Source organism: Streptomyces sp. NPDC046859 (assembly GCF_040645135.1).
GTDB lineage: Bacteria > Actinomycetota > Actinomycetes > Streptomycetales > Streptomycetaceae > Streptomyces.
This window is the reverse complement of the sequence record NZ_JBEYXR010000012.1, coordinates 137,515-160,144: the sequence shown is the minus strand read 5'-3', so window position 1 is coordinate 160,144 and position 22,630 is coordinate 137,515. Positions and strand designations below refer to the sequence as shown.

The window sequence follows — 22,630 nt, the reverse complement described above, 5'->3', positions numbered from 1 at the left end:
CGCCCTGATCAGCTCGTTTGTTGCCAGTGCCCACTGGCGGAGTGTGAGCCCTCGGTGAATCCCCGTTACCGACGGGTACACAAAGGCCCCGGTGCGGCATACCCTGCGCCTCATGACGGACGCGCAGGCCCCGGCCCAGACCGGCACGAACCCCCTCGCCCCCGCCCCGGAGGGCGCCCGTACCGCGGCCGACGTGGTCACCCCCGAGCTGGTCGCCCAGCTCACCAAGGGCGTGGCCGGGTCCGGCCGTACCGCCAACCACACGCCGTTCACCGGCGAGAAGCTGGCCGACCTGCCCGAGTCGACGCCCGAGGACGTCCGCGAGGCGTTCGAGGCGGCCCGCGCGGCGCAGGCCGTCTGGGAGCAGGTCCCGGTGCGCCGGCGCGCCGCCGTCCTGCTGCGCTTCCACGACCTGGTGCTGGAACGCCAGGCGGAGGTGCTGGACCTCATCCAGCTGGAGACCGGCAAGGCCCGGCTGCACGCGCACGAGGAGGTGCAGGCCGTCGCCGTCGCGGCCCGCCACTACGGCCGCAAGGCCCCCGCCTACCTCAGGCCGAAGCGGCACACGGGCGCCATCCCCACGCTCACCCGGGTCACCGAACTGCGCCACGCGCGCGGGGTCGTGGGCCAGATCGCCCCCTGGAACTACCCGCTGGAGCTGTCCGTCGGCGACGCGCTCCCGGCGTTCGTCGCGGGCAACGCGGTCGTGATGAAGCCCGACACGGAGACCTGCCTGACCGCGCTGTGGGCGCGTGACCTGCTGATCGAGGCCGGCCTGCCCGCCGACGTCTTCCAGGTCGTGCTCGGCGAGGGCCCCGTCGTCGGCCCCGAGGTCGTCAAGCACGCCGACTACGTCTCCTTCACCGGCTCCACCCGCACCGGCCGCGAGGTCGCGCAGAGCGCCGCCGCCCGCCTGGTCGGGGTCTCGCTCGAACTCGGCGGCAAGAACGCCATGCTGGTCCTGGACGACGCCGACATCGAGAAGGCCGCCGCGGGCGCCGTCCGCGCCTGCTTCTCCTCCGCCGGCCAGCTCTGCATCTCCATCGAGCGGCTGTTCGTCCACGAGTCCGTCGCCGACGCCTTCCTGGAGCGCTTCGCCGCCCGCACCAGGGCGATGCGCCTCGGCAGGTCCCTCGCCTACGGTGCCGACATGGGCTCCCTGGTCGGCGAGCGCCAGCTGGAGACGGTCACCCGGCATGTGGAGGAGGCCGTCGCCAAGGGCGCGAAGGTCGTCGCCGGCGGCGTGGCCCGCCCCGACATCGGCCCGTACTTCTTCGAGCCGACCATCCTCGACGGCGTCGAGGCCCCCATGGCCGTCTGCACCGAGGAGACCTTCGGCCCGGTCGTCTCCCTCTACCGCTTCTCCACCGACGACGAGGCGATCGAGCGGGCCAACTCCACGCCGTACGGCCTCAACGCCTCGGTGTGGACGAAGGACGGCCGCCGGGGCCGGGCGGTCGCGGCCCGGCTGCGCACCGGCACCGTGAACGTCAACGAGGGCTACGCCCCCGCCTACGGCAGCGTCCAGTCGCCGATGGGCGGCATGAAGGACTCCGGCCTCGGCCGCCGCCACGGCTCCGAGGGCATCCTCAAGTACACGGAGGCCCAGACCGTCGCCCATCAGCGCCTCCTGCCGATGGCGCCCTCGCTGGGCATGGACGACGAGAAGTACGCGCAGTTCATGAGCCGGAGCCTGCGGGTGATGAAGGCGCTCCGTTTCCGCTAGGCACCCCCTACGGCCCGCTGTCCGAGGCCACCGCACCACCGCTTTCGACGAGGAGAGCACGTGTCACAGGAGAACTCTGCCCCCGCGCAGGACGACGGTTCCGGGTACGACTACGACGTCATCGTCGTCGGATCGGGGTTCGGCGGGTCGGTCACGGCGCTGCGCCTGACCGAGAAGGGCTACCGCGTCGGCGTCCTCGAGGCCGGCCGCCGCTGGACCCGTCAGACCCTGCCGAAGAACTCCTGGGACCTGAAGAACTACCTCTGGGCCCCCAAGCTCGGCATGTACGGCATCCAGCGCATCCATCTGCTCGGCAACGTCATGGTGCTGGCGGGCGCGGGCGTCGGCGGCGGCTCCCTCAACTACGCCAACACGCTGTACGTCCCGCCGAAGCCGTTCTTCGAGGACCCCCAGTGGCGTGACATCACGGACTGGGAGCAGGAACTCCAGCCGTACTACGACCAGGCGCAGCGCATGCTCGGCGTCCGGCTGAACCCCACGATGACCCCGTCCGACGTGCACCTCAAGGCGGCCGCCGAGAAGATGGGCGTCGGCGACACCTTCCACATGGCGCCGGTCGGCGTGTTCTTCGGCGACGGCAAGGACGCCGAGGGCACGACGAAGGCCCGCCCCGGCGAGGAGGTGGCCGACCCGTACTTCGGCGGCGCCGGCCCGTCCCGGCGGGCCTGCTCGGAGTGCGGCGAGTGCATGACGGGCTGCCGGCACGGCGCGAAGAACACGCTCAACGAGAACTACCTGTACCTGGCCGAGAAGGCGGGCGCGGTCGTGCACCCGCTGACCACGGTCGTCTCGGTCACCGACGACTCCCAGGGCGGCTACGCCGTCGCCACCGTGCCGACGGACCGGCGCGGGAAGGGCGAGGGGCGGCTGTTCAAGGCCCGCAGGGTGGTCGTCGCGGCCGGCACGTACGGCACCCAGACCCTGCTGCACCGCATGAAGGCCGGCGGTCAGCTGCCCCACCTGTCCGACCGGCTCGGCGAGCTGACCCGCACCAACTCCGAGGCACTGGTGGGCGCGCAGACCGACAGCCGGCGCTACCGCAAGCTGACGGGCGTCCCGAAGGTCGACTTCACCCGCGGCGTCGCCATCACCTCGTCCATCCACCCCGACGAGAACACCCACATCGAACCGGTCCGCTACGGCAAGGGCTCCAACTCGATGGGCGGCCTGTCCATCCTCCAGGTCCCCTACGCCGAGGGCAGGTCCCGCGTCGGCGCCTGGCTGGCCAACGCGGCCCGGCACCCCCTGCTGGTGCTGCGCTCGCTGTCCAACCGCCGCTGGTCGGAGCGGACCATCATCGGCCTGGTCATGCAGTCGCTGGACAACTCGCTGACGACGTACCTGAAGCCGGACGGCGTCGGCAAGGGACTGCTGACCGCGCGGCAGGGCCACGGCGCGCCCAACCCCAAGCAGATCAAGACCGCTTCCGAGGCCGCCTCCGTCATCGCCGCCGACATCAACGGCTTCCCCGGCTCCAACGTCGGTGAGCTGATGGGCACTCCGCTCACCGCCCACTTCCTCGGCGGCTGCCCGATCGGCGACTCCCCGCAGACCGGTGTGATCGACCCCTACCACCGGCTGTACGGCCACCCCGGGATATCGGTCGTCGACGGGGCGGCGGTCTCCGCCAACCTGGGCGTGAACCCGTCCCTGACGATCACCGCGCAGGCCGAGCGGGCCATGTCCTTCTGGCCCAACAAGGGCGAGGCCGACCCGCGTCCCGCGCAGGGAGCGGCGTACGAGCGGCTGAAGCCCGTCGCGCCCCAGGCCCCGGTGGTCCCGCCGGAGGCGTTCGGCGCACTGAAGCTGCCGTTCCTGGGGATGCCGGCGGTCCCCCCGAAGAAGTAAGCGGGCGCGAGCCCGCCGGAAACACCGAAGGACCTGCGCCCCCCTCCGAGCGCAGGTCCTTCCGTGTGGTGCGTCAGACGGCCGAGGCTCAGGCCTCGGCACCGCTCCGACGACGCTTCATCGCGAACATCACGCCGGCACCGGCGAGGATCGCGACACCGCCGACCGTGCCGATGACGGGCAGCTGAGAGCTGGACCCGGTCTCGGCGAGGCTGCCGGTGACCTTCGGCGTGTCACTGCTCGGCTTCTCGTCCGTGACGGGGGCCTTGCCGCCTTCCTGCGGCTCGGTACCGTCCGTGTCCGTGCCGGCGGCCACGATCTGGTACTTGTAGGCGACGTCGCCGAAGCCGATGCAGTCGCCGTCGGAGTCGCCGTAGATGGTGGCGCCCAGCGTGAAGCCGGCACCCGCGGGGGCGCTGGACTTCACGTTGACCCGCATCGGGATGTCGACCACGTAGTCGGGCTTGAGTTCGTCGGTGTAACCGACGTAGCCGACGGCGTAGCCGTCCTCGTCGAGGGTCACCCAGACCTCGTCCTCAGGGTCCCAGGCCTGGATCTCGACCTGCTTGCTCTTGAAGAGGTCCATGCCGTCCGCGTCGGACGAGGCCCCGGCGAAGAAGTCGAGGTCCTGGAGCGTGGAGTCCGAGGTGTTGAGCACGCTCAGCGAGAACTTGTGCCATCCGCTGCCCGCGCTGATCTTGCCCGGCAGACCCGTGATGCTGACGTCGACCTTGGTGTCCTCACAGACGGACTCCTCGGGGTCGGGCTCCTCCGTCTCCTCGGGGGTGGAGGTGCTCGGCGACGGGCTGGCGGAGTCGGTGGCCGAGGTGCTCGGCGCCGGAGCCGAGGTGCTGTCGTCGTCGGTGGGAGCCGTGGTCTCGTCGTCGGCGGGAGCGGTGGTCGTCTCGTCGTCGGCCGGCGCGGTCGTCTCGTCGTCCGCCGGAGCCGTCGTCTCCTCGTCGGCCGGAGGCGTCGTGTCGCCCGTGGCCGGCGTGGTCTCCGAGGTGGCAGGGCCGGTGGTCTCGTCCGTGGCGAACGCGGCCGGCGCGGACAGCAGGGCGATCGGTGCTATGACCGCCGTCGTCGCTGCGGCGGCCAGGGCACGGCGAAGCTTCATGAAGACCTCGAAAGTCCGTTGTGCCGCCGGACGCGGCACGGGTATCGGGAGGCCTCCGCGTGTGGGGCGCGGGTGTGGCCCTTGGTTCGCAGACTTTGATCACCGAGGGCCCGGAATGGTTGTGCCCGAGCTGACAGAATATTTATGTGTCCTGAGTCACAGGCGCTGGATCATGGGTCGTTTCCCTGACGTACTCTCAGCCGCCGTACCGGAGTTCGAGAGAAGGCGATCACACATCCATGGCCGGCAGACCGTCAGACGGGACCCCCTCGGCATCCGATGACGAGGCGCAGCCCTCCGCGCCGTCCATCTCGGACGAGGAGTGGCAGAGGTTCGTCCAGGAGGCCGGACGCGACCGGTCCTCCGCCCCGAAGGAGCCGTCCGCGCGCGCCCGGATGGTCACCGAGCGGCTGCGGCGGCAAGAGGCCCGCGGCGAGCTGCCTCCCGGCTGGCGTACCGGCCCCGCGTGGCAGGAGATGAACGGGCGCGGCACCCGCCGCCGGTGGTGGGCGGTCGTCGGCGTGCCGCTCGCCGTCGTCGTGGCCGTCGTGGCCGTACGGCCCTCCCTGATCCCCGGCGACCCCTTCGGCACCGCCTCCCCGGTGCCGGACACGGCCGCCGCCTCGCCGCTCCCGGCGGAGACGGCGGCGCCGACGGCGGCGCCCGGTGCGGCCGACCCGGACACCCCGACCGTCGCCCGGCCCTTCGCGGGCTCGCCCGCCGAGCGCTGGGCGGACGGCGAGGCCGGCATCACCCTCCCGGCGGCCACCCCGGTCGGCACCCTGACCAAGGCCCAGGTGGCACAGGCCCTGCGGCAGACCCGCAGGCTCCTCGTCGACGCCAACCTCGACCCCGCCACCCTGCGCGGCGAGCGCCCGGAGACCGCGTTCGACGTCATCGAGCCGCGCCAGAAGGAACTGCTCGACCTGCTGACCACCGGACTGCGCAAGCCGGACAAGAAGCACGACCCGCTCTGGATGTTCAGCCGCTTCGACCCCTCCGAGATGCGGCTCGCCGGGGACGTCGTCAAGACGCGGGGGCGTATGACGTTCAAGGAGGGCGAGGACGCCTCCGTCGCCGTGCACGCCGACTACACCTTCGTCTACCCGCTCGTCCGCGAGGGCTCGGACGAGGTGGCCCGCACCATCGTCCGCCGCGTCCTCGACGTCCGACTCTCCGACCCCACCCGGTACCAGGTCACCCCGGGGAAGATCGTCGTCAAGCACTTCGACCAGGAGATCGGCAACAGTGCCTGCGATCTCTACGACGGCTATCTGCACCCGCGGTTCGACTCCGCGGAGCCGACCGGCGCGCCGCCCACCGGCCCGACGACCGACCCGTACGACCGGAGCAAGGGCATCCCCGCCGACCGCCGCGACGAGTGCCGGGTCGTGAGCCGCACCTGACGCACGGGGCGCGCTGGGGCATGAGAAAGGCCCCGCGGCGCGGGGCCGCGGGGCCCTTCTGCGATCAGCACCGGCGTCAGGGCGCGCTGGTGCCTGGGGGAGCGGCGCCGGGGGAGTGCGCCGCTGAAAGGGTCTCTCGCATCGTGCGGGACGGGCGGGGGCGCGGCAACCGCTCGGCCCGTCCCGTACTCCGTCGGTGTTTCCGCCGGCCGGCCCCGGGCGTCCCCGGAGCCGACCGTTCTCTTGGGTGACCGGGCTGCTGTCCCCTGCCGTCCGGTCACTTACCCGGAGCGAGGTCCCACGGCGTACGGCGATCCGTACGCCACAACGCTCCGGCGAGCCACGCGTGGTTCATTCGGGCCCGCCCCTGGCTGGCACGGACACCGGTACCAACGAAGCGGTCCGGGCGGCGTCACGCTCCGACCGGGTGAGAGGGGTGCCGAACTCAGATGCGACCGCGACACAGTTCGAGCAGCGTCATCGCGAGGGCCGTCCCCGGCTTGCCCAGCGCCTCGCTGTAGTGGCCGAGGATCTCCATCTCGCGGGACAGGTTCACGCGCCGGCCGCCGGAGGTGATCCGGGCCTCCTGGATGACGGCCGACACGGCCATGCGTTCCTGGATCAGCCCGATGATCCGGTCGTCCAGGGCGTCGATGCGTTCACGGGCACCGGTGATCACGTCCGCGGCCTCGGCGGTCCGGGCTCCGGTCGTCTCGGCGGGGGTCACGTGGGTGGCGGTCATCGGGGGCTCCTCGTCGATGGGAGGTGCCCCGGAGCGGCAGGACCCGGAAACGGCGGACGCCCCGGGCCTTGTCGGCCCGGGGCGCCTGGGAAGTCGCTTGTCAGTTGCTCAAGCAGCACGACCATGGCAGCCGGCGGGCCGGGTGCCATAGGTAAACAGGAAGGTCGGGTGCGTGAGCATGCCGCCAGTATGCCGGGCTCGCCGAGGGCGTCCAAGCCGGTTCGCATCGTGAGACGGGCTTCGGCCCCGGGGTGGGCGCGCGACGCCCGGTAGACTCGGCCCCACACACACCTCGCTCACCGCCGGAAGGCAACCCGTGTCATCAGCGAACCCCGCCGCCGCCCCCGACACCGTCCTGGTCGTCGACTTCGGCGCGCAGTACGCCCAGCTCATCGCCCGTCGTGTCCGCGAGGCCCGGGTCTACAGCGAGATCGTGCCGAGCACCATGCCGGTCGCGGAGATGCTCGCCAGGAACCCGGCGGCGATCATCCTCTCCGGCGGCCCCTCGTCCGTGTACGAGGAGGGCGCCCCCCGCCTCGACCGTGAGCTGTTCGAGGCCGGTGTGCCCGTCTTCGGCATGTGCTACGGCTTCCAGCTGATGGCGCAGGTCCTCGGCGGCACGGTGGACAACACCGGCGCCCGCGAGTACGGCCGTACCGACCTGCACGTCTCCAAGGTGTCCTCCACCCTCTTCGAGGGCACCCCGGCCGAGCAGCACGTGTGGATGTCGCACGGCGACGCCTGCTCCGCCGCCCCGGAGGGCTTCGCGGTGACGGCCTCCACCGGTGTCGTCCCGGTCGCCGCCTTCGAGAACGACGAGAAGCGCCTCTACGGCGTCCAGTACCACCCCGAGGTCATGCACTCCACGCACGGCCAGCAGGTGCTGGAGCACTTCCTGTACCGGGGCGCCGGGCTGAAGCCCGACTGGACCACCGGCAACGTCATCGACGAGCAGGTCGCCGCGATCCGTGAGCAGGTCGGTGACAAGCGCGCCATCTGCGGTCTGTCCGGCGGCGTCGACTCCGCCGTGGCGGCGGCGCTGGTCCAGAAGGCCATCGGCTCCCAGCTGACCTGCGTGTACGTCGACCACGGGCTGATGCGCAAGGGTGAGACCGAGCAGGTCGAGAAGGACTTCGTCGCCGCGACCGGCGTGCAGCTGAAGGTCGTGGACGCCGAGGAGCGGTTCCTGAAGGCGCTCGCCGGGGTCTCGGACCCCGAGGAGAAGCGGAAGATCATCGGCCGCGAGTTCATCCGCGTCTTCGAGCAGGCCCAGGCCGAGATCATCGCCGACGAGGGCCCGGCCGTGGAGTTCCTGGTCCAGGGCACCCTCTACCCGGACGTCGTCGAGTCCGGCGGCGGCAGCGGCACCGCCAACATCAAGTCCCACCACAACGTGGGCGGCCTCCCCGAGGACCTCGAGTTCCAGCTCATCGAGCCGCTGCGCAAGCTCTTCAAGGACGAGGTCCGCATGGTCGGCCAGGAGCTCGGCCTGCCGGAGGAGATCGTCCAGCGCCAGCCCTTCCCGGGTCCGGGCCTCGGCATCCGGATCGTCGGCGAGGTCACCAAGGAGCGTCTGGACCTGCTGCGCGAGGCCGACGCCATCGCCCGCGAGGAGCTGACCGCGGCCGGCCTCGACCGTGAGATCTGGCAGTGCCCCGTGGTCCTGCTCGCGGACGTCCGCAGCGTCGGCGTCCAGGGCGACGGCCGCACCTACGGCCACCCGATCGTGCTGCGCCCGGTGTCCTCCGAGGACGCCATGACCGCCGACTGGTCGCGGCTGCCGTACGACGTCCTCGGGCGGATCTCGACCCGGATCACCAACGAGGTCCGGGACGTCAACCGCGTCGTCCTCGACATCACCTCGAAGCCGCCGGGCACCATCGAGTGGGAGTGAACACCCCCTAGGTGCGCTTGATCGTGCGCACGGGCTCGCCGGGCTTCCAGGTCCGGACGACGAGGTACTTCTCGGCCTCCACGGAGGTCCGCACGACCTCCGCCAGCTCGGCACGGAAGAGGTGGAACGGCTCCGGCGGTTCCACCTCTTCCGCGTACGCGGCCTTGCGCGCCGGGTCCTCGACCTCGACCGCGCGCCCCGCGATCCGTACGTCGCCGCCGCCCATGGTCTGCCCCTCCCCGGGGTTCGCCTGGAGCGCGAAGCGCGGGTCCCTGCGCAGGTCGAGGGCCTTGAGCGAGTCCGGCATCATGCCGAGCCACAGCTCGCCCTCCAGGAAGCGCACCTCCAGGCCGGAGGTGCGCGGGGAGCCGTCCCGGCGCAGGGTGGCCAGGACGTGATGCGTGAACGCGCCGAAGCGCGCCTCGACGAGCCGGGCGAAGTCGGGCTCGGCGGTGACGAAGGCGGACCAGTTCGCTGTCATGCCGCCGAGTCTGACGGCGATACCCGACATCCTCTGTCCGGTTTCGCCGGACGGGCGAGGGATGTCGTCCGGTCCGCGGAGCAGGGGCCCCGGCGTGTCGGTCAGCCGGCCTGGGGGACCGGGCGCACGTAACGATCCCGGCCGGCGTCGTCCTGGACCGTGGCGCAGCCCGCCGCCCGCAGCCGCTCGGCGATCTTCGCCCGGCGGGCGTCGTTGATCCGCAGGGAGCCGAGCAGGAACGCCGGGAGCAGCACCGCCAGCGGGAGCAGCACGGCGTACTTGCCGGTCGCCGGCGCGAGCAGCAGGAACAGGACGGCCGAGCCCCAGGCCATGGTCAGCAGCTGCCTCCGGTTGCCGGCCAGCAGCAGGGCGTCGTACATGATGAGGTCGTTGAGGACGTCCACGTCGGCCTGCGCCTCCGGGACCGGGGTGAGCGACGCCCGGTACATGCCCGGCACCGTCCCGCCCTCGCCGACCGCGGGGAACGCGGCGAGGTTGGTCGCGGCGCGCTGCCGGTCCGCGGGGTCCCCGGAGCGGACGAGCCGCACGTGCAGGTTCTTGTACCGGCCCACGAGCCGGACCCCGCTGTAGCGGAAGCCGAAGCACTCGGCCACGTACACCAGCGCGCCGGCGCTCTTGCGGTCCGAGGAGGGGACGATCAGTTCGGCCTCGTCCTGGTTGGCGATCAGGCGCATGAGGTACTTGAGATGACGTTCGGTGGTGCTCAAGGAGGACTCCGGTGTGACTGGGACCAAGCGGTGAGTTCGTCGTTCCGGACCACTGACCTCCGGAGTCACGAAAGGGTTGTGCACGGCATCGTTACCTCACACCCCTGTCGCCCCCGCGCCCACCGACGGTAGCTTCCGCCCCGTACGACCCCCCAGTGCCGGAGGACACATGCACGGGACGCCCGCCGGGCCCACTCCGCCCCCGCCGCTGCCCACCGATCAGCTGCGGTTCGCCATGCCCCCGATGCACGAGTCGGTCGAGGACGAGCGCCGGCACCGCAAGGAACGGCTCGCCGGGGCGCTGCGGATCTTCGGCAGGATGGGCTTCGAGGACGGCGTCTCCGGGCACATCACCGCACGCGACCCCGAATTCACCGACTGCTTCTGGGTCAACCCCTTCGGGTTGCCCTTCAGCCATGTCACCGTCGGCGACCTCGTCCTCGCCAACTCCGACGGCCAGGTCGTCGAGGGCCGCTACCACGTGAACCAGGCCGCCTTCACCGTGCACTCCCAGGTCCACGCGGCCCGCCCCGACGTCGTCGCCGTCGCCCACTGCCACTCCGTCCACGGCCGGGCCCTCGCGGCGCTGGGCGAACTCCTGGACCCGATCACCCAGGAGAGCTGCGCCTTCTACGAGGACCACGCGCTCTACGACGCCTACAGCGGGGTCGCCGTCGACGCGGCGGAGGGGCGCCGGATCGCCGCCGCCCTCGGCTCCCACAAGGCCCTCGTGCTGCGCAACCACGGCCTGCTGACCGTCGGCGACTCGGTGGACGCGGCCGCCTGGTGGTTCCTGTCCATGGAACGCTCCTGCCAGGTGCAGCTCACGGCCCGGGCCGCGGGCCGACCGGTCCTGATCGACCACCGCAAGGCGGTCGCCACCCGCGAGCAGCTCGGCGGCGACCTGGTGGCCTGGATCAACTACCAGCCGATGTGGCAGGACATCACCCGCAGCCAACCCGACCTGCTGAGCTGAACGGGCCGGCGCGCGGGTGGGGGCGTCAGAACCCGCGCAGCACCGCCGCCTTCGTCCGGGCGAACTCCTCGTCCGTGAGCACGCCCTCGCGGTGCAGGTCGCCCAACTCGCGCAGCCGGCGCAGCAGCACGTCGTGGTGGCCGGGCGGCGCCGGGGCCGGGAGGGCCGGCCCGGTCCCGCCCGGGTGAGCCGTACCCCGCCGGGTGGACGGATGCGGGAGGCGTGCCGTGACCGCGGTGGCCACCAGCGCGGTGAGCAGGTCGCGGCGGGCACTGCCCCACAGGTCCAGGGCGTACGGGTCCTTCTCCGGCGGCAGGGCGGAGAACACCGTCTCCCGGGTCACGAAGCGCAGACAGCCGTCCCCGGCGCCGGAGTTGGGCACCCACTCGACCCGCACCAGGTCGTCGACGTCGATGACGCGCGGGCCCGCCGCCTGTTTGACCCGCTCCGAGGTGTCCGACCAGTCGATGCGCACCCGGCCGCCGTCGAAGGAGACCGTGCCGTCCGACGACCGCACGGAGACCGGCACCGCGGGGCCCGGCAGCAGATAGGCCGCGACCGGCTCCTTCGGGACCTGGTCCAGAAGCAGCGCGCCTTGGATCTCCTCGGCCAGGTACGCGGCCACCCCCGTACGGTCGGTGTCCACCGCCAGCCGGTACGGGTCCGACGCCTCGGGCAGCCGGCCCCCGGTCGCCTGCAGCAGCGGATCGGCGCCCTCGCGCAGCCGCATCCGCAGCCGGCCCCGCCTGCGTTCCGGTTGGAACGCGACGCCCGCGACCGCCTCCAGGGGCACGGCGATCTCGCCGTACGTCTGCCGGAACAGCGGCACGGAACGGTGGAGTCCCGGCGTGATCCGGACGGTCGTGCCGTCGAAGGCCCAGGTCCCGTCACGCTGGATGATCTCGGCCATGAGGGAATTCTCGCAGCCGGGTCAACACGTCGGGGCCGCGCTCACCCGTCCCGACCGGGCCTGCCGGGTGGGCGGTGGGTGGAGTACGGCACAATTCGTCGTCGTCGGACGGGAGTTGTGGGCCGGGCGCGGGCGGCGCGGCTCTCCCGGGGGACCCGTGGCGCCGCAGGGCGGGCGGGCGTGAGGTCGTGGGAAGGCGGGCGTCGGGCGTGGCGGTGCAGGAGGCAGGGCGGAGCGGCGCGGTGGAGCGCCCGCAGGGGGGTGGCTGCACGTGCGGGGACTGCCCGCACGGGGCGCGTGCGGGACACCGGCAGGCGGTGGCCGAATTCCTTCTGAAGCGGGACGAGTTCGCCGCCGGACAGGGACTCCCGGCGGCCGTGGCCCACTCGGCCTCGGCCTCCCGCCAGTGGGTGTCCGAGGAGCTGACGCAGTCCGCGGAACACGTCGCCGAACGCGGCCGGGCCGAGGGCGGGGCCTGGCTGGGACGGCTGTGGTGGCGCACGGCCTGCGTCGTCTGGGGACTGGTCGTGGCGCTGCTCCTCGCGCAGGCGCTCACGGCGGTCGGGGCGGGCTGGACGGCGGCCCGTACGGCCGGGCTGCTCGCGGCGGTGGTGACGGCGGCGGCGCTCACCGCGGCGTCCTGGTTCCACCGGGCGCGCGGCGGGGCCCTGGCGCCGGTCATCGGCGAGGACAACCGGCTGTCCACCTCGCGCGCGGTCGCCGGGGCCTGGGTCCTCTTCCTGGCGTACGCCGTGCTCGTCCTCGCCGGGCGGCTCGCCGCCGCCTCGGGCCACGCGGAGCGCGACGCGCTGATCGAAGGACTGGAACTGCGGCGCGGCGCCGGGGTGGTGACCGTGCTCGCCGTGGTGTGCGCGATCGCCGTGCTGGTGAGGCGGGTCGTCGGGGTGCGGGTGTTGGGGCAGCGGCTGCAGAAGGTGCCCGCGGACCGGCCCCGGGCCGCGGACCTGCTGACGGACGACTCGGGGCGGGGGACGTTCGCCGACATCCAGTACGTCGTCATCGGCGCGGTGGCCCTGCTGTTCGCCGCGGTACGGCTGGGGCGGCGGCCGGACCAGCTGCCCGACCTGCCGTGGGGTCTCGCGGTCGTCGTACTGATCTCGGCGGCGACGTATCTGGCCGGGAAGTACGCGGAGGGCGGCCGCCCCGTGATCCTCTCCGTGGTGCGGGCGCGGGAGGCGGGGGACCTCGACGCCCCGATCCGCACCGGCGACGACATCGAGATCCGGGGAGCGGGGTTCGTGCCGCCGGGGGCGCAGCGGGCCGACCGGCTGGCGCGGATGGTCGTACGCATCGGCGCGGTGCATGTGCATGTGCCTCTGGTGCCGGTGAGCGGCGGGTTCAGCAACCCGACCGACACCGTGCTAACCGTGCCGGTCCCGGCCGATGTGGAGCCGGGACGGATCGACGTGCAGGTGGTGACCGCGGCCGGTGTCGAGACCAACCGCTACGCCATCGACGTCACCGAGTGACCGGTGCCGTTCGGCCACTTGGCCGTGTTCAGTGATTGAAGTTTTGACTGGATGCGGCGGAGAATGCCGGGGTGGCGCGCGGCTGAGCGCTGCGGCAGTTCCCTACGTATGGTCGGTCGAGGGATCATGGCAGGCGAGAGGCGGCTACGGGTGATGACTCACGGTGTGCACACGGGTTCCTCCAGCGGCCGGCGGGACACGGCCACCCGCTACGCACTGCTTCCGCTCCGCATCTTCCTCGGCGTCACCTTCATCTACGCCGGACTGGACAAGCTGACGGACAGCGCCTTCCTGAAGGACTCCGGGGCCGGGTCCATCGGGGACATGATGCGCGCGGTGCGGGACTCGTCGGCTGTTCCGGCCATGGTGGACATGGCCCTCGACGCCCCGGTGGCGTTCGGGTACGCCATCGCCTTCGGTGAACTGGCCGTCGGCATCGGCACCCTCGTCGGACTGTTCGCCCGACTGGCGGCCCTGGGCGGCGCGCTGATCTCGCTGAGTCTGTGGCTCACGGTCAGCTGGGCCTCCGACCCCTATTACTACGGCAACGACCTGGCCTATCTGATGGCCTGGCTGCCGCTCGTGCTGGCGGGCGCGCCGGTGTTCTCCCTCGACGCCCTCCTCCACGCACGGCGACGGGAACGCGTCGCGTTCCGGTGACCCCCCGCCCGGGTCAGGGGTGGGACTCCTCGCGGGGCGGGGTGCGGTGACGGCGCGTGGCACGGGCCAGGAGCCCCACCGCGCCCGCCAGGAACAGTCCCCCGACGACCAGCGGGATCACCGCGAACCACGGCGTCTCCCACGCGCCCGCCGCGTCCCCCGCGAAGACCACGCCCGCGGCGCTCAGGAAGGTGCCGGCGACCAGCCGGCCCGGCTGGAACTCATGACGTGGCACGGCTCACCTCCGCCTGTCCGATCCCGACGCTCAGGTCGAGGTCCAGCGTGCCCGCGCTGTCGGTGCCCCCGACCGGTTCCAGCGTCAGCTCCTTGTGCTTGCCCGGTGCCACGTCGACGTCCCGGCTGTCGTCGCCCGGCAATTGGATGTCGCCCACGCCGACGTCCACGCTCAGATCCACCGTGACCCCCTCGGGGACGATCACCTTCAGCCGGCCGACACCCACATCGGCCCGCGTGGTGACCGTCCGGTCGGGCTTGAACGCCACGCCGCTCAGGTCGAGGGTGCCGGCTCCGGTGCCCAGCTCGTACCCGGGCCGCAGGTCCGCGGCCGTCGCCGGGCTCCACGTCGTCTCGACCCAGTGGGTGCCGATGTCCTTCGGCAGGGCCGTGGACGCGGCCAGCAGGCCCGCCGTGACGACCGCGAGGAAGACGGTGCCCGCTCCCGTACGGCCCAGGAACGCGCTGAGCGCGATGCCCGGGCCGAACACGAGCAGGGCACAGGCCAGTCCGGTCTGGAGGCTGGTGCCGAGCGGCTGGTCGTGCCAGGTACCGCCCGTCCCCAGCGCCCCCGCGAGGAGGGCCAGCAGAAACACCCGGCCGCCGATCCGGCGGGGACCGCGCGGCCGGGGCGGGGCCGGGCGGCGCACGCGTATCTCCTCCCGGCCGCCCCAGGTGCCGCGCCCGATCGCGACCGCCGCCGCCATGTCCCGGTCGTGGGCGTCACGCGGACCCCACAGATAGCCGGTGCCGCCCTCATGGGTGCCGTCCTTGACGATCGGGTCCCGCCACCAGGAGGGGTAGGCGGCCGGGACCGGCGGCGCCTGCGCCTCCGGCGGCGCGTCGGCCACCGCCTGCGCGGCGAGCGGGTCCGGGTCGGGGGCGCCGCGGTGCCGCGACCAGTAGCCGGCGCCCGCCAGGAGGAAGGACAGGACGACGGCGAAGACCAGCACGCCGCCGTTCTTCAGCATCGTCAGGAAGACACCGCAGCCCACCAGCGCGAACAGCACCGCCGTCAGCGCGTGGCCGTCGACCCGGCCGGTGAGCAGCTTGCGCACCTCGTTCTCGTCCTCGTCCTCGTACGGGACGAGTAGCCAGGCGAAGCCGTAGAAGATCAGGCCGATGCCGCCGGTCGCGGAGAGCACGGCCAGGGTGATCCGGAAGATCACCGGGTCCATGTCGCACTGCCGTCCCAGACCCGCGCACACGCCGGCCAGCATCTTGTGCGGCCGGTCCCGCCGGAAGCGGTGCGGGGGCCCCGGCGCCGCGGCCGCGTCCGCCGCCTCGCCCTCCGCTGCCCGCGTGGCCGTCCGCGCGCGCGGTCCTTCACCCGCGCCGCCCGCGGACGCCCGGCCGGACGCGGTGCCCGCGGGGGGCACGGCGTCCGGCTCGGGCCCGGGGTCCGCGGCGTGCTGGTGATCTGTCATGGGTCCATGGTGACGGGCGGGTCGGCGTGGCGGGAGTCGGGACGACCCTGGTCGGACCCTGATATCGCCCTGAGGCGCGGGAGGGGGAGGCGTTCGAGCCGGCCGGAGCCGAAGATCAGGGGAGTCTAGGGGGCCGACCCTGATGTCCGGACGGGTCGCCCGTGTGACCATCAATGGCATGCCGGAAGCCGCAGCAGCGCCACTCGCCCGACCGCGGCCGCCGCGCAAGCTCTACCGCAGCAGTGACGGCCGCTGGCTCGGGGGCGTGGCGCGGGGGCTCGCCGGGCACCTCGGGCTGCCCGTCATCTGGGTGCGGCTTGTCTTCGTCGGCCTGTTCATGGCGGACGGCCTCGGCGCCCTGCTGTACGCCGCGTTCTGGTTCTTCGTGCCGCTCGGCGTGGGCGGTGTCGGCGCCCAGCGCCCCTCCCCGTTCACCACCGAGACCGCGGCCGACGGCCGCCGCAGACTCGTCGCCCGCAAGCCGGACAAGGGGCAGATCGTCGCGCTGCTCCTCATGGTCGTGGTGGCCGTCGTCTTCGTCGGCAGCGTGGACGTCGGCAACGGCGCCAAGGCCTACCTCCTGCCCGCCGTGCTCGTCGGGGCGGGCGTCGCCCTCGTCTGGCGCCAGGCGGACAACGCCCGCCGGGCCCGCTGGATGGAGGTCGGCCGCCGCCGGCGCACCCTGACCCTGCTGCGCGCCGCCGCCGGCGTCGTCCTCGTCACGACCGGCGTCTCCGGCATCTTCGTGCTCCAGGGCTCCGCCGCCCACCTCGGCTCCGTCCTCCAGGCCGCCCTCGCCGTGCTCGTGGGGATAACGCTCCTCGCGGGCCCGTACCTCGTGCGGATGACCCAGGACCTGTCCGAGGAACGGCTGATGCGCATCCGCGCCCAGGACCGCGCCGAGGTCGCCGCACACGTGCACGACTCGGTGCTGCACACCCTGACCCTGATCCAGCGCAACGCGGAGAACGCGAACGAGGTCCGCCGCCTCGCCCGCGCCCAGGAGCGCGACCTGCGCACCTGGCTGTACAAACCCGAGGGCACCGGCAAGGACGAGGCGGACGAACCGACACACCTCGCCGACGCCGTCCGGCGCAACGCGGCGGAGGTGGAGGACAAGCACGGCGTCCCCATCGAGGTCGTCGTCGTCGGCGACTGCCCCCTCGACGACAAGACCGCCGCACAGATGCAGGCCGCGCGCGAGGCGATGGTGAACGCCGCCAAGTACGGTGGCGAGGGCGGCGCCGTGCAGGTCTACGCGGAGGTGGAGGGCCGGACCGTCTTCGTCTCCGTCCGGGACCGCGGCCCGGGCTTCGACCTGGAGGCGATACCCGCCGACCGCATGGGCGTCAGAGAATCGATCATCGGCCGTATGGAGCGCAACGGCGGCACGGCCCGGCTGCGGGCGGTGCCCGGCGGAGGCACGGAGGTCGAGCTGGAGATGGAGAGGGCGGAGAAGACGTCATGAGTGACCCGACCGAGGTGAGCGAGCCCGTGGAGTCGACCGGGGGGAGCGCGGGCGAGCGGCGGGTGCGCGTGGTCCTCGTCGACGACCACCGCATGTTCCGCACCGGAGTCCAGGCCGAGATCGGCCGGACCGACGAGACCGGCGTCGAGGTCGTCGGTGAGGCCGCCGACGTCGACCAGGCGGTCACGGTCATCACCGCGACCCGTCCCGAGGTCGTCCTCCTGGACGTGCACCTGCCCGGCGGAGGAGGCGTCGAAGTGCTGCGGCGCTGCGCCCCGTTGATGGCGGACGCCGAGCGGCCCGTCCGCTTCCTCGCGCTCTCCGTCTCGGACGCCGCGGAGGACGTCATCGGTGTGATCCGGGGCGGTGCGCGCGGCTATGTCACCAAGACGATCACCGGCACCGACCTGGTCGACTCGATCTTCCGCGTCCAGGACGGCGACGCGGTCTTCTCGCCGCGCCTCGCCGGCTTCGTCCTGGACGCCTTCGCGTCGACGGACGCGCCGCCCGTCGACGAGGACCTGGACCGCCTCACCCAGCGCGAGCGGGAGGTTCTGCGGCTGATCGCGCGGGGGTACGCCTACAAGGAGATAGCCAAGCAGCTGTTCATCTCGGTGAAGACGGTCGAGTCCCATGTCTCGGCGGTGCTGCGCAAGCTCCAGCTGTCCAACCGGCACGAGCTGACCCGGTGGGCGACGGCACGGCGCCTGGTCTGACCCCTGCCCCGTCCGGTCACGCCACGCGGGTGGCCCCCGCGAACGGCATCTCGTCGATGGGGGCCACCCGCACCGGCGCGGACGGGTTGGGGGCGTGGATCATCTGCCCGTTGCCGATGTAGAGGCCGACGTGGCTGATGCCGGAGTAGAAGAACACCAGGTCCCCGGGGAGCAGTTCGGAGCGGGAGACCCTGCGGCCCGCGCCGATCTGGCTGTAGGTCGTCCGGGGCAGGGAGACATCGGCCGCGCGGTAGGCGGCCTGCGTCAGGCCCGAGCAGTCGAAGGCGTCGGGACCGGTCGCCCCCCAGACATAGGGGCTGCCGAGTTTGGTGTAGGCGTACGACACGGCGGCCGCCGCCCGTGCGTTCGGGGCCTGCGCCGCCGCCGACCCGGGTGCGGCGAGGGCGGTGCGGGCGCCGGAGGCCGAGCGGTCGGCGCGGCCGTCGAGCAGGGCGCGTTCGCCGCCGGTCAGCCGGGCCAGGTGCGCGCGGGCCGCGTCCAGCTTGCCGGTGATCGTCTTCTTGTGCCGCCGGAGTTCCGCCCGGCGTGATGTCAGTGACTTCAGTTCGACGCGTGCGGCGCCGCGCAGTTGCTCGATCTCGCGCAGCTGCCGGCGGACCTCGGCGACGGAGGCCGCCTGCCGGTTGCCGGCGCGCTCGGCGAACTCCGCGCCGTCGAGATAGCGGTCCGGGTCGGAGGAGAGCGCGAGCTGGAAGGCCGGGTCGAGGCCGCCGTCCCGGTACTGGGCCGCCGCCATCGATCCCAGGGCCTCGCGGGCCGCGTTCAGCTTCTGCGTCATGCGTGCGGCCTCGTCCTGCAGGGTGCGGATCCGCCGGCGGGCCGCCTCGGCCTTCTCCTGCGCGCCGTTGTACTTCTCGGTGGCGACCTCCGCCTCCTGGTACAGCTTGTCCACCTCCGCCTTGACCTGCGCCGGTGTCAGCTGCGGCTCCGCTTGTGCGGTCCCGTCGAACCCCGTCGCCGTCGCCGCGCCCGCCAGCGCGATCGTCCAGGCCGTCCGCGCCGTGCGGGCCGCGCCGCCGGGGGTCGTTCTCGAGCGGGGTCTGCGGTGCGCTGCCACGTGGACTGCACGTCCTTCCGTACGGGGGGACTCGCGCGTCCGGCGGCGACCCGCACAGGGGGAGCGGACCGCCGCCGGACCTTTCTCGGCGGTGGTGACCGACGGCCGCCCCTGGCCCGGGCGGCGGTGGGGAGCCGGTCACCTGGGGGAGGACGCTAAACCGCAATGTGTCGAGGCGGTAACGAGTTGTGCGGAAGTGCCGAGGAGAGGACCGGGCATGACCGTAAGTGAGCGCGACGCCGGGAGGGCCGCGTCTTGTTCACGCTGGGTGGTGACCGATGTGCGGGTTCGGCGGGTGAGGGGCGGCGCGGGGTGCTATGGGGCGCATATATGCACCGGCGCCGGGTCCGGATCCCGCCGCGCACCCGGTGACGGCGCCGGCCGGTGCGGTCGTTAGGCTCCGGCCCCATGGACGTACTCATCCACCTGTTCGTGGGCCTGCACATCGTCGGGATCGCCGCGCTGCTCGGCGGTTTCCTCACCCAGATGAAGGCGATGGGCCAGGGCACCGCCCGGTTCGTGCCCGCGATGCTGCACGGCGCGCTGACCATGCTGGTCACGGGGGTGATCCTGGTCGGTCTGAACCAGGCGGACGACCAGTCGGTCGACAACCTCAAGATCGGCGTGAAGCTGGCGCTGCTGGTCGTGATCCTCGGACTCGTCTATGTGAAGCGGGACGAGGAGAAGGTGGACCCGAAGCTGTTCGGCCTGGTGGGGCTGCTGACCCTGGCCAACATCTTCATCGCCGTGCTCTGGACGTGACGCCGGCCGGGGGACCGGCCGCGAGATGGTGGCGTACGGCGCCGGCGGCGACCGCGAGCCACACCGCCACCGCGATCCACAGCAGGACCTCGCCGGGACCCTCCAGCCACGGGACGTCCAGGGTGGCGGAGACGGAGAGCAGCGCCGCCGCCGACAGGCCCATCGAGAAGACGGTCGACCAGCGGCGTACGTCGTAGCGCGGCCTCGGCCGGGCGATCTCGGCGACGAGGAGGACGGCGTACCAGGCCATGTCCAGGGCGACCAGGGCGAAGGTCACCGTGCGCAGCACGTCGAAGTCGTCGTCGTTCCACAGATACAGGCCGGAGCCGTCGGCGGCGAGGAGCCGGGCACCGGCCAGGGCGGAGATCGCGAGCGCGCCGCCCGCGACCCAGTGGTCGCCGGGGCCGCGGACGACCTCCCGCCGGTCGAAGCGGGTCAGGGCCACGGCGTACAGGAGCAGGCCGAGCCAGAACAGCACCAGGGCCGCGTGCGCGAGCCAGGCCGCCTTCGCCGTGGCGGCCAGCGTGGCCGCGAGGACGGCGACCCCCTGGGTGGCGACGCAGCCGAGGAAGACGGACCCCGGCATCCTGTGACGCCAGTGGCGCACGACGACGTACAGCAGGCCCGGCCAGAGCGCGAAGGTGAGGGCCAGCAGCGCCTCGGCGAGGGTCTGCCGGCCCGCCACGGCGAGGCGGGTGCCCAGCACCGCGGTCGCGGCGACGGCGCAGAGCGAGGCCGGGGTGACCGCCTCCTTCAGCCACTCGGAGCGGTGCCACCGGAGCCGGGCCAGGAGGTCGCAGGCGAGGGCCGCCCAGGCGACGCACGCGAGGCCCAGGGCGATCCGGGAGAGGGTCGCGTGGCCCGTCTGGTGCAGGGCCACCGAGATGATGCCGGTGGCCATGACCGAGGCGCCGGTGGCGGGGGGACGGCGCGACCACCAGGCGGGCAGGGGGGATGCGGGCGGGGGCGTGGCGGCGGGCATGGGCCGATGCTAAGGAGCGCGTCGCCGGGGCGCGGGCGGGGGCGCGCGCGGGGGGTGGGTGAATCGACGGCCCGGGCGCGCGGGGATGCGGACTCGCCGACGCCCTCCCGCGGCCGTTCCTCAGACCCGGTCCAGCGGCCGGTGCGGCCCGTCCGGCAGCTCCACCTCGATCGCGCCGCCGGGACGCACCACACCGCCCGCCGAGACGACGCCCATGATTCCGGCCTTGCGCACGAGGCGGCCGGCCTCGTCGCGGTCCACCACCTGCTTGAGCAGCCCGTCCTGGAAGCGGTCGATCTGCAGGCACGGGTTCCGCAGCCCGGTGACCTCGACCACGGCCTCGGCGCCGATGCGCAGCAGCGTGCCCACCGCGAGTCCGAGCAGGTCCAGGCCGTGCGTGGTGACGTTCTCCCCGAGTTCGCCGGGCGCCACCCGGAACTTCGCCTCGGCGAGTTCGGCGAAGAGCTCCTCATGGATGAGGTGCACCTGGCGCAGGTTCGGCTGCGCGGGGTCCTGGGCGACGCGGGAGCGGTGCTTCACCGTCACCCCCGCGTGGACGTCCCCGTCCACTCCCGGACACGGCCCCCCTTCGTTCGCCCCGGCCCTCACGCCGGGCGGACCACACTGTGGATCGACGACTCGCCGTCGTAGTAGATCGACTCCTCGCGGACGTACGCGCCGGGCTTCGGGGCGTGGATCATCATGCCGTTGCCGACGTAGAGGCCCACGTGGGTGACGTCGTCGTAGAAGAAGACCAGGTCACCGGGCTGGGCGCTGGACAGCGGGACCGTCGTGCCGGCGCTGACCTGGTCGTAGGTGACGCGCGGGATGTCCACGCCGGCGGCCTTCCAGGCGGCCTGGGTGAGGCCGGAGCAGTCGTAGGAGCCGGGGCCGGTGGCGCCCCAGACGTACGGCTTGCCGATCTGGGTGCGGGCGAAGGCCAGCGCCTTCCCGGCCCTCGTGGCGTACGACCCGTCCGGGGCGGTGCTGCCCTGCTCCCGCTGATCCTGTTCCTGCTGCTGCGCGGCCTCCTCGCGGCGGCGCTCGGCCTGCGCCTGCTGCCGGGCCAGTTCCTCGGCCTTGCGGGCGGCCTCTTCCTGCTTGCGCTTCTCGATCGCGGCGAGGCGGGCCTTCTCCTGCGCGGTCAGCTCGGAGAGCAGCCGGCGCGCGTCCGCGAGCTTCTTCTGGACGGTGAACTTGGCGGTCCGCAGGTCCTTCTGCGACGCGGTGAGCGTCTCGAGGCTCCGGGTGGCCTCCTGCCGCTTCTTCATCGTCGCGGACTGATCGGTGAAGTACTCGTCCACCGACTGCTTCTGACGGCCCGTCATGCGGCTCATCAGCTGGGACTGGTCGAAGTAGTCCTGGGGGCTGTCCGCGAGGAGGAACGTCGCGGTGTCCGGGGCGGCGGCGCCGGTGCGGTACTGGGCGGCGGCGTTGCGGCCGAGCTCCTCGCGCGCGTCGTTGAGCTTCTGCGTGCGCCGGGCGACGTCGTCGAGGAGGGTGTCGACGCGCTTGCGCTGCTTGGTCGTCTTCTCCTTGGCCGCGTTGTACTTCTCGGTGGCCGACTCCGCCTGGCGGTAGAGGTCGTCGACCTTCTTCTCGACCTCTTCGAGGCTCGGCCTGTCGTCGGCGGACGGGTTCGCCTGGGCCGTCTGGGACAGCAGGGCCACGGAGGTGAGGGCCGCGGTGGCCAGCGCGGGGGTCCGTATGCCGGCCACGCGTGTTCCGGAGGGACGCGACTTGCGGTGCGACGCCAAGGGAGGCGACTCCTTCCATGCTCCGCCTACCGAGTTAGCTGTCGGGTTCGGGCGGGTGGTTCGGAAGGGTTGCCCTACGGCCGCTCCCGGGACGGGGAGTCGGGCCGATTCACCCCAAGTTCGGTGGGTCCCCGGCTCCGGATGCACCGGACTCGGCGGAGGCCGCACGGCCCGGCGTCGTTCGCCGGTGGGGGTCGTACGGCCTGC

General features: G+C 72.8%; 20 protein-coding genes, 1 pseudogene and 1 riboswitch. Of the genes and pseudogenes, 10 read left to right on the top strand and 11 right to left on the bottom strand.

All coding sequences use genetic code 11. The features are described from left to right. Positions 1-112 precede the first annotated feature (112 nt). The gene (locus ABZ899_RS19820) at positions 113-1,726 is read left to right on the top strand and encodes a succinic semialdehyde dehydrogenase (protein WP_361347605.1); all 1,614 of its coding nucleotides are present in this window, start codon (positions 113-115) and stop codon (positions 1,724-1,726) included. A 60-nt stretch (positions 1,727-1,786) separates the two neighbouring features. Beyond that, entirely contained in the window at positions 1,787-3,595 is a 1,809-nt protein-coding gene (locus ABZ899_RS19815; RefSeq protein WP_361347603.1) for a GMC family oxidoreductase, read from the top strand. An 88-nt stretch (positions 3,596-3,683) separates the two neighbouring features. Here ABZ899_RS19815 and ABZ899_RS19810 read toward each other — a convergent pair whose 3' ends face one another. Further along, on the bottom strand, positions 3,684-4,712 hold the full coding sequence (locus ABZ899_RS19810) for an LPXTG cell wall anchor domain-containing protein (protein WP_361347600.1): 1,029 nt from the start codon (positions 4,710-4,712) through the stop codon (positions 3,684-3,686). 239 nt (positions 4,713-4,951) lie between these two features. On the opposite strand from ABZ899_RS19810, the gene ABZ899_RS19805 reads away from it, so the two are divergent. Further along, positions 4,952-6,118, top strand: coding sequence for a hypothetical protein (locus ABZ899_RS19805; protein ID WP_361347598.1), 1,167 nt, complete (start codon positions 4,952-4,954; stop codon positions 6,116-6,118). 445 nt (positions 6,119-6,563) lie between these two features. Here ABZ899_RS19805 and ABZ899_RS19800 read toward each other — a convergent pair whose 3' ends face one another. Beyond that, positions 6,564-6,860: a chorismate mutase gene (locus ABZ899_RS19800; RefSeq protein WP_361347595.1), complete on the bottom strand. Its 297-nt coding sequence runs from the start codon at positions 6,858-6,860 to the stop codon at positions 6,564-6,566. 316 nt (positions 6,861-7,176) lie between these two features. Here ABZ899_RS19800 and guaA point away from each other — a divergent pair, with 316 nt between their 5' ends. After that, complete coding sequence (guaA, locus tag ABZ899_RS19795; RefSeq protein ID WP_361347593.1) at positions 7,177-8,754, top strand: glutamine-hydrolyzing GMP synthase; 1,578 nt, start codon at positions 7,177-7,179, stop codon at positions 8,752-8,754. 7 nt (positions 8,755-8,761) lie between these two features. On the opposite strand, the gene ABZ899_RS19790 is transcribed toward guaA, so the two are convergent. Then, positions 8,762-9,235, bottom strand: coding sequence for a pyridoxamine 5'-phosphate oxidase family protein (locus tag ABZ899_RS19790; RefSeq protein ID WP_361347591.1), 474 nt, complete (start codon positions 9,233-9,235; stop codon positions 8,762-8,764). A gap of 101 nt (positions 9,236-9,336) precedes the next feature. Continuing rightward, positions 9,337-9,963: a hypothetical protein gene (locus tag ABZ899_RS19785; RefSeq protein ID WP_361347588.1), complete on the bottom strand. Its 627-nt coding sequence runs from the start codon at positions 9,961-9,963 to the stop codon at positions 9,337-9,339. 169 nt (positions 9,964-10,132) lie between these two features. Between ABZ899_RS19785 and ABZ899_RS19780 the strand changes: the two genes are divergently transcribed. Next, a complete protein-coding gene (locus tag ABZ899_RS19780) occupies positions 10,133-10,939 on the top strand; it encodes a class II aldolase/adducin family protein (RefSeq protein WP_361347585.1) in 807 nt (268 codons plus the stop codon). 25 nt (positions 10,940-10,964) lie between these two features. On the opposite strand, the gene ABZ899_RS19775 is transcribed toward ABZ899_RS19780, so the two are convergent. Next, entirely contained in the window at positions 10,965-11,849 is an 885-nt protein-coding gene (locus tag ABZ899_RS19775) for a DUF4429 domain-containing protein (RefSeq protein ID WP_361347583.1), read from the bottom strand. A 209-nt stretch (positions 11,850-12,058) separates the two neighbouring features. Here ABZ899_RS19775 and ABZ899_RS19770 point away from each other — a divergent pair, with 209 nt between their 5' ends. After that, entirely contained in the window at positions 12,059-13,339 is a 1,281-nt protein-coding gene (locus ABZ899_RS19770) for a hypothetical protein (RefSeq protein WP_361347581.1), read from the top strand. A gap of 153 nt (positions 13,340-13,492) precedes the next feature. Continuing rightward, positions 13,493-13,999, top strand: a complete 507-nt coding sequence (locus ABZ899_RS19765; protein ID WP_361347578.1) for a DoxX family protein — start codon at positions 13,493-13,495, stop codon at positions 13,997-13,999. Between the two features lie 13 nt (positions 14,000-14,012). On the opposite strand, the gene ABZ899_RS19760 is transcribed toward ABZ899_RS19765, so the two are convergent. After that, a complete protein-coding gene (locus tag ABZ899_RS19760; protein ID WP_361347575.1) occupies positions 14,013-14,234 on the bottom strand; it encodes a hypothetical protein in 222 nt (73 codons plus the stop codon). Beyond that, entirely contained in the window at positions 14,221-15,660 is a 1,440-nt protein-coding gene (locus tag ABZ899_RS19755; protein WP_361347573.1) for a PspC domain-containing protein, read from the bottom strand. The genes ABZ899_RS19760 and ABZ899_RS19755 overlap by 14 nt, the downstream gene beginning before the upstream one ends. Positions 15,661-15,838: 178 nt before the next feature. Between ABZ899_RS19755 and ABZ899_RS19750 the strand changes: the two genes are divergently transcribed. Beyond that, a complete protein-coding gene (locus ABZ899_RS19750) occupies positions 15,839-17,128 on the top strand; it encodes a PspC domain-containing protein (RefSeq protein ID WP_361347571.1) in 1,290 nt (429 codons plus the stop codon). Next, positions 17,125-17,844, top strand: coding sequence for a response regulator transcription factor (locus ABZ899_RS19745; RefSeq protein WP_361347568.1), 720 nt, complete (start codon positions 17,125-17,127; stop codon positions 17,842-17,844). The genes ABZ899_RS19750 and ABZ899_RS19745 overlap by 4 nt, the downstream gene beginning before the upstream one ends. 16 nt (positions 17,845-17,860) lie before the next feature. Here ABZ899_RS19745 and ABZ899_RS19740 read toward each other — a convergent pair whose 3' ends face one another. Next, a complete protein-coding gene (locus ABZ899_RS19740; RefSeq protein WP_361347566.1) occupies positions 17,861-18,922 on the bottom strand; it encodes an NlpC/P60 family protein in 1,062 nt (353 codons plus the stop codon). A gap of 408 nt (positions 18,923-19,330) precedes the next feature. Here ABZ899_RS19740 and ABZ899_RS19735 point away from each other — a divergent pair, with 408 nt between their 5' ends. Continuing rightward, a complete protein-coding gene (locus tag ABZ899_RS19735; RefSeq protein ID WP_361347564.1) occupies positions 19,331-19,684 on the top strand; it encodes a hypothetical protein in 354 nt (117 codons plus the stop codon). Here the strand turns inward: ABZ899_RS19735 and ABZ899_RS19730 are convergent. The 3 genes and pseudogenes from ABZ899_RS19730 to ABZ899_RS19720 form a co-directional block, all read right to left on the bottom strand. Next, on the bottom strand, positions 19,662-20,666 hold the full coding sequence (locus ABZ899_RS19730) for a tellurite resistance/C4-dicarboxylate transporter family protein (RefSeq protein ID WP_361347561.1): 1,005 nt from the start codon (positions 20,664-20,666) through the stop codon (positions 19,662-19,664). The genes ABZ899_RS19735 and ABZ899_RS19730 overlap by 23 nt on opposite strands. Before the next feature lie 120 nt (positions 20,667-20,786). Then, a pseudogene (locus ABZ899_RS19725) lies at positions 20,787-21,239 on the bottom strand (MOSC domain-containing protein); the annotation flags it as partial. Positions 21,240-21,271: 32 nt separating this feature from the next. Next, positions 21,272-22,423: an NlpC/P60 family protein gene (locus ABZ899_RS19720; RefSeq protein ID WP_361347558.1), complete on the bottom strand. Its 1,152-nt coding sequence runs from the start codon at positions 22,421-22,423 to the stop codon at positions 21,272-21,274. 8 nt (positions 22,424-22,431) lie between these two features. After that, positions 22,432-22,591, bottom strand: a riboswitch (cyclic di-AMP (ydaO/yuaA leader). Between the last annotated feature and the right edge of the window lie 39 nt (positions 22,592-22,630).

Excerpts from the sequence above, each read along its gene's own strand:
- ABZ899_RS19820 (WP_361347605.1), top strand. The coding sequence starts at position 113 with ATGACGGACGCGCAGGCCCCGGCCCAGACCGGCACGAACCCCCTCGCC.
- ABZ899_RS19810 (WP_361347600.1), bottom strand. The coding sequence starts at position 4,712 with ATGAAGCTTCGCCGTGCCCTGGCCGCCGCAGCGACGACGGCGGTCATA.
- ABZ899_RS19805 (WP_361347598.1), top strand. The coding sequence starts at position 4,952 with ATGGCCGGCAGACCGTCAGACGGGACCCCCTCGGCATCCGATGACGAG.
- ABZ899_RS19800 (WP_361347595.1), bottom strand. The coding sequence starts at position 6,860 with ATGACCGCCACCCACGTGACCCCCGCCGAGACGACCGGAGCCCGGACC.
- ABZ899_RS19790 (WP_361347591.1), bottom strand. The coding sequence starts at position 9,235 with ATGACAGCGAACTGGTCCGCCTTCGTCACCGCCGAGCCCGACTTCGCC.
- ABZ899_RS19780 (WP_361347585.1), top strand. The coding sequence starts at position 10,133 with ATGCACGGGACGCCCGCCGGGCCCACTCCGCCCCCGCCGCTGCCCACC.
- ABZ899_RS19775 (WP_361347583.1), bottom strand. The coding sequence starts at position 11,849 with ATGGCCGAGATCATCCAGCGTGACGGGACCTGGGCCTTCGACGGCACG.
- ABZ899_RS19765 (WP_361347578.1), top strand. The coding sequence starts at position 13,493 with ATGACTCACGGTGTGCACACGGGTTCCTCCAGCGGCCGGCGGGACACG.
- ABZ899_RS19755 (WP_361347573.1), bottom strand. The coding sequence starts at position 15,660 with ATGACAGATCACCAGCACGCCGCGGACCCCGGGCCCGAGCCGGACGCC.
- ABZ899_RS19750 (WP_361347571.1), top strand. The coding sequence starts at position 15,839 with ATGCCGGAAGCCGCAGCAGCGCCACTCGCCCGACCGCGGCCGCCGCGC.
- ABZ899_RS19745 (WP_361347568.1), top strand. The coding sequence starts at position 17,125 with ATGAGTGACCCGACCGAGGTGAGCGAGCCCGTGGAGTCGACCGGGGGG.
- ABZ899_RS19735 (WP_361347564.1), top strand. The coding sequence starts at position 19,331 with ATGGACGTACTCATCCACCTGTTCGTGGGCCTGCACATCGTCGGGATC.
- ABZ899_RS19730 (WP_361347561.1), bottom strand. The coding sequence starts at position 20,666 with ATGCCCGCCGCCACGCCCCCGCCCGCATCCCCCCTGCCCGCCTGGTGG.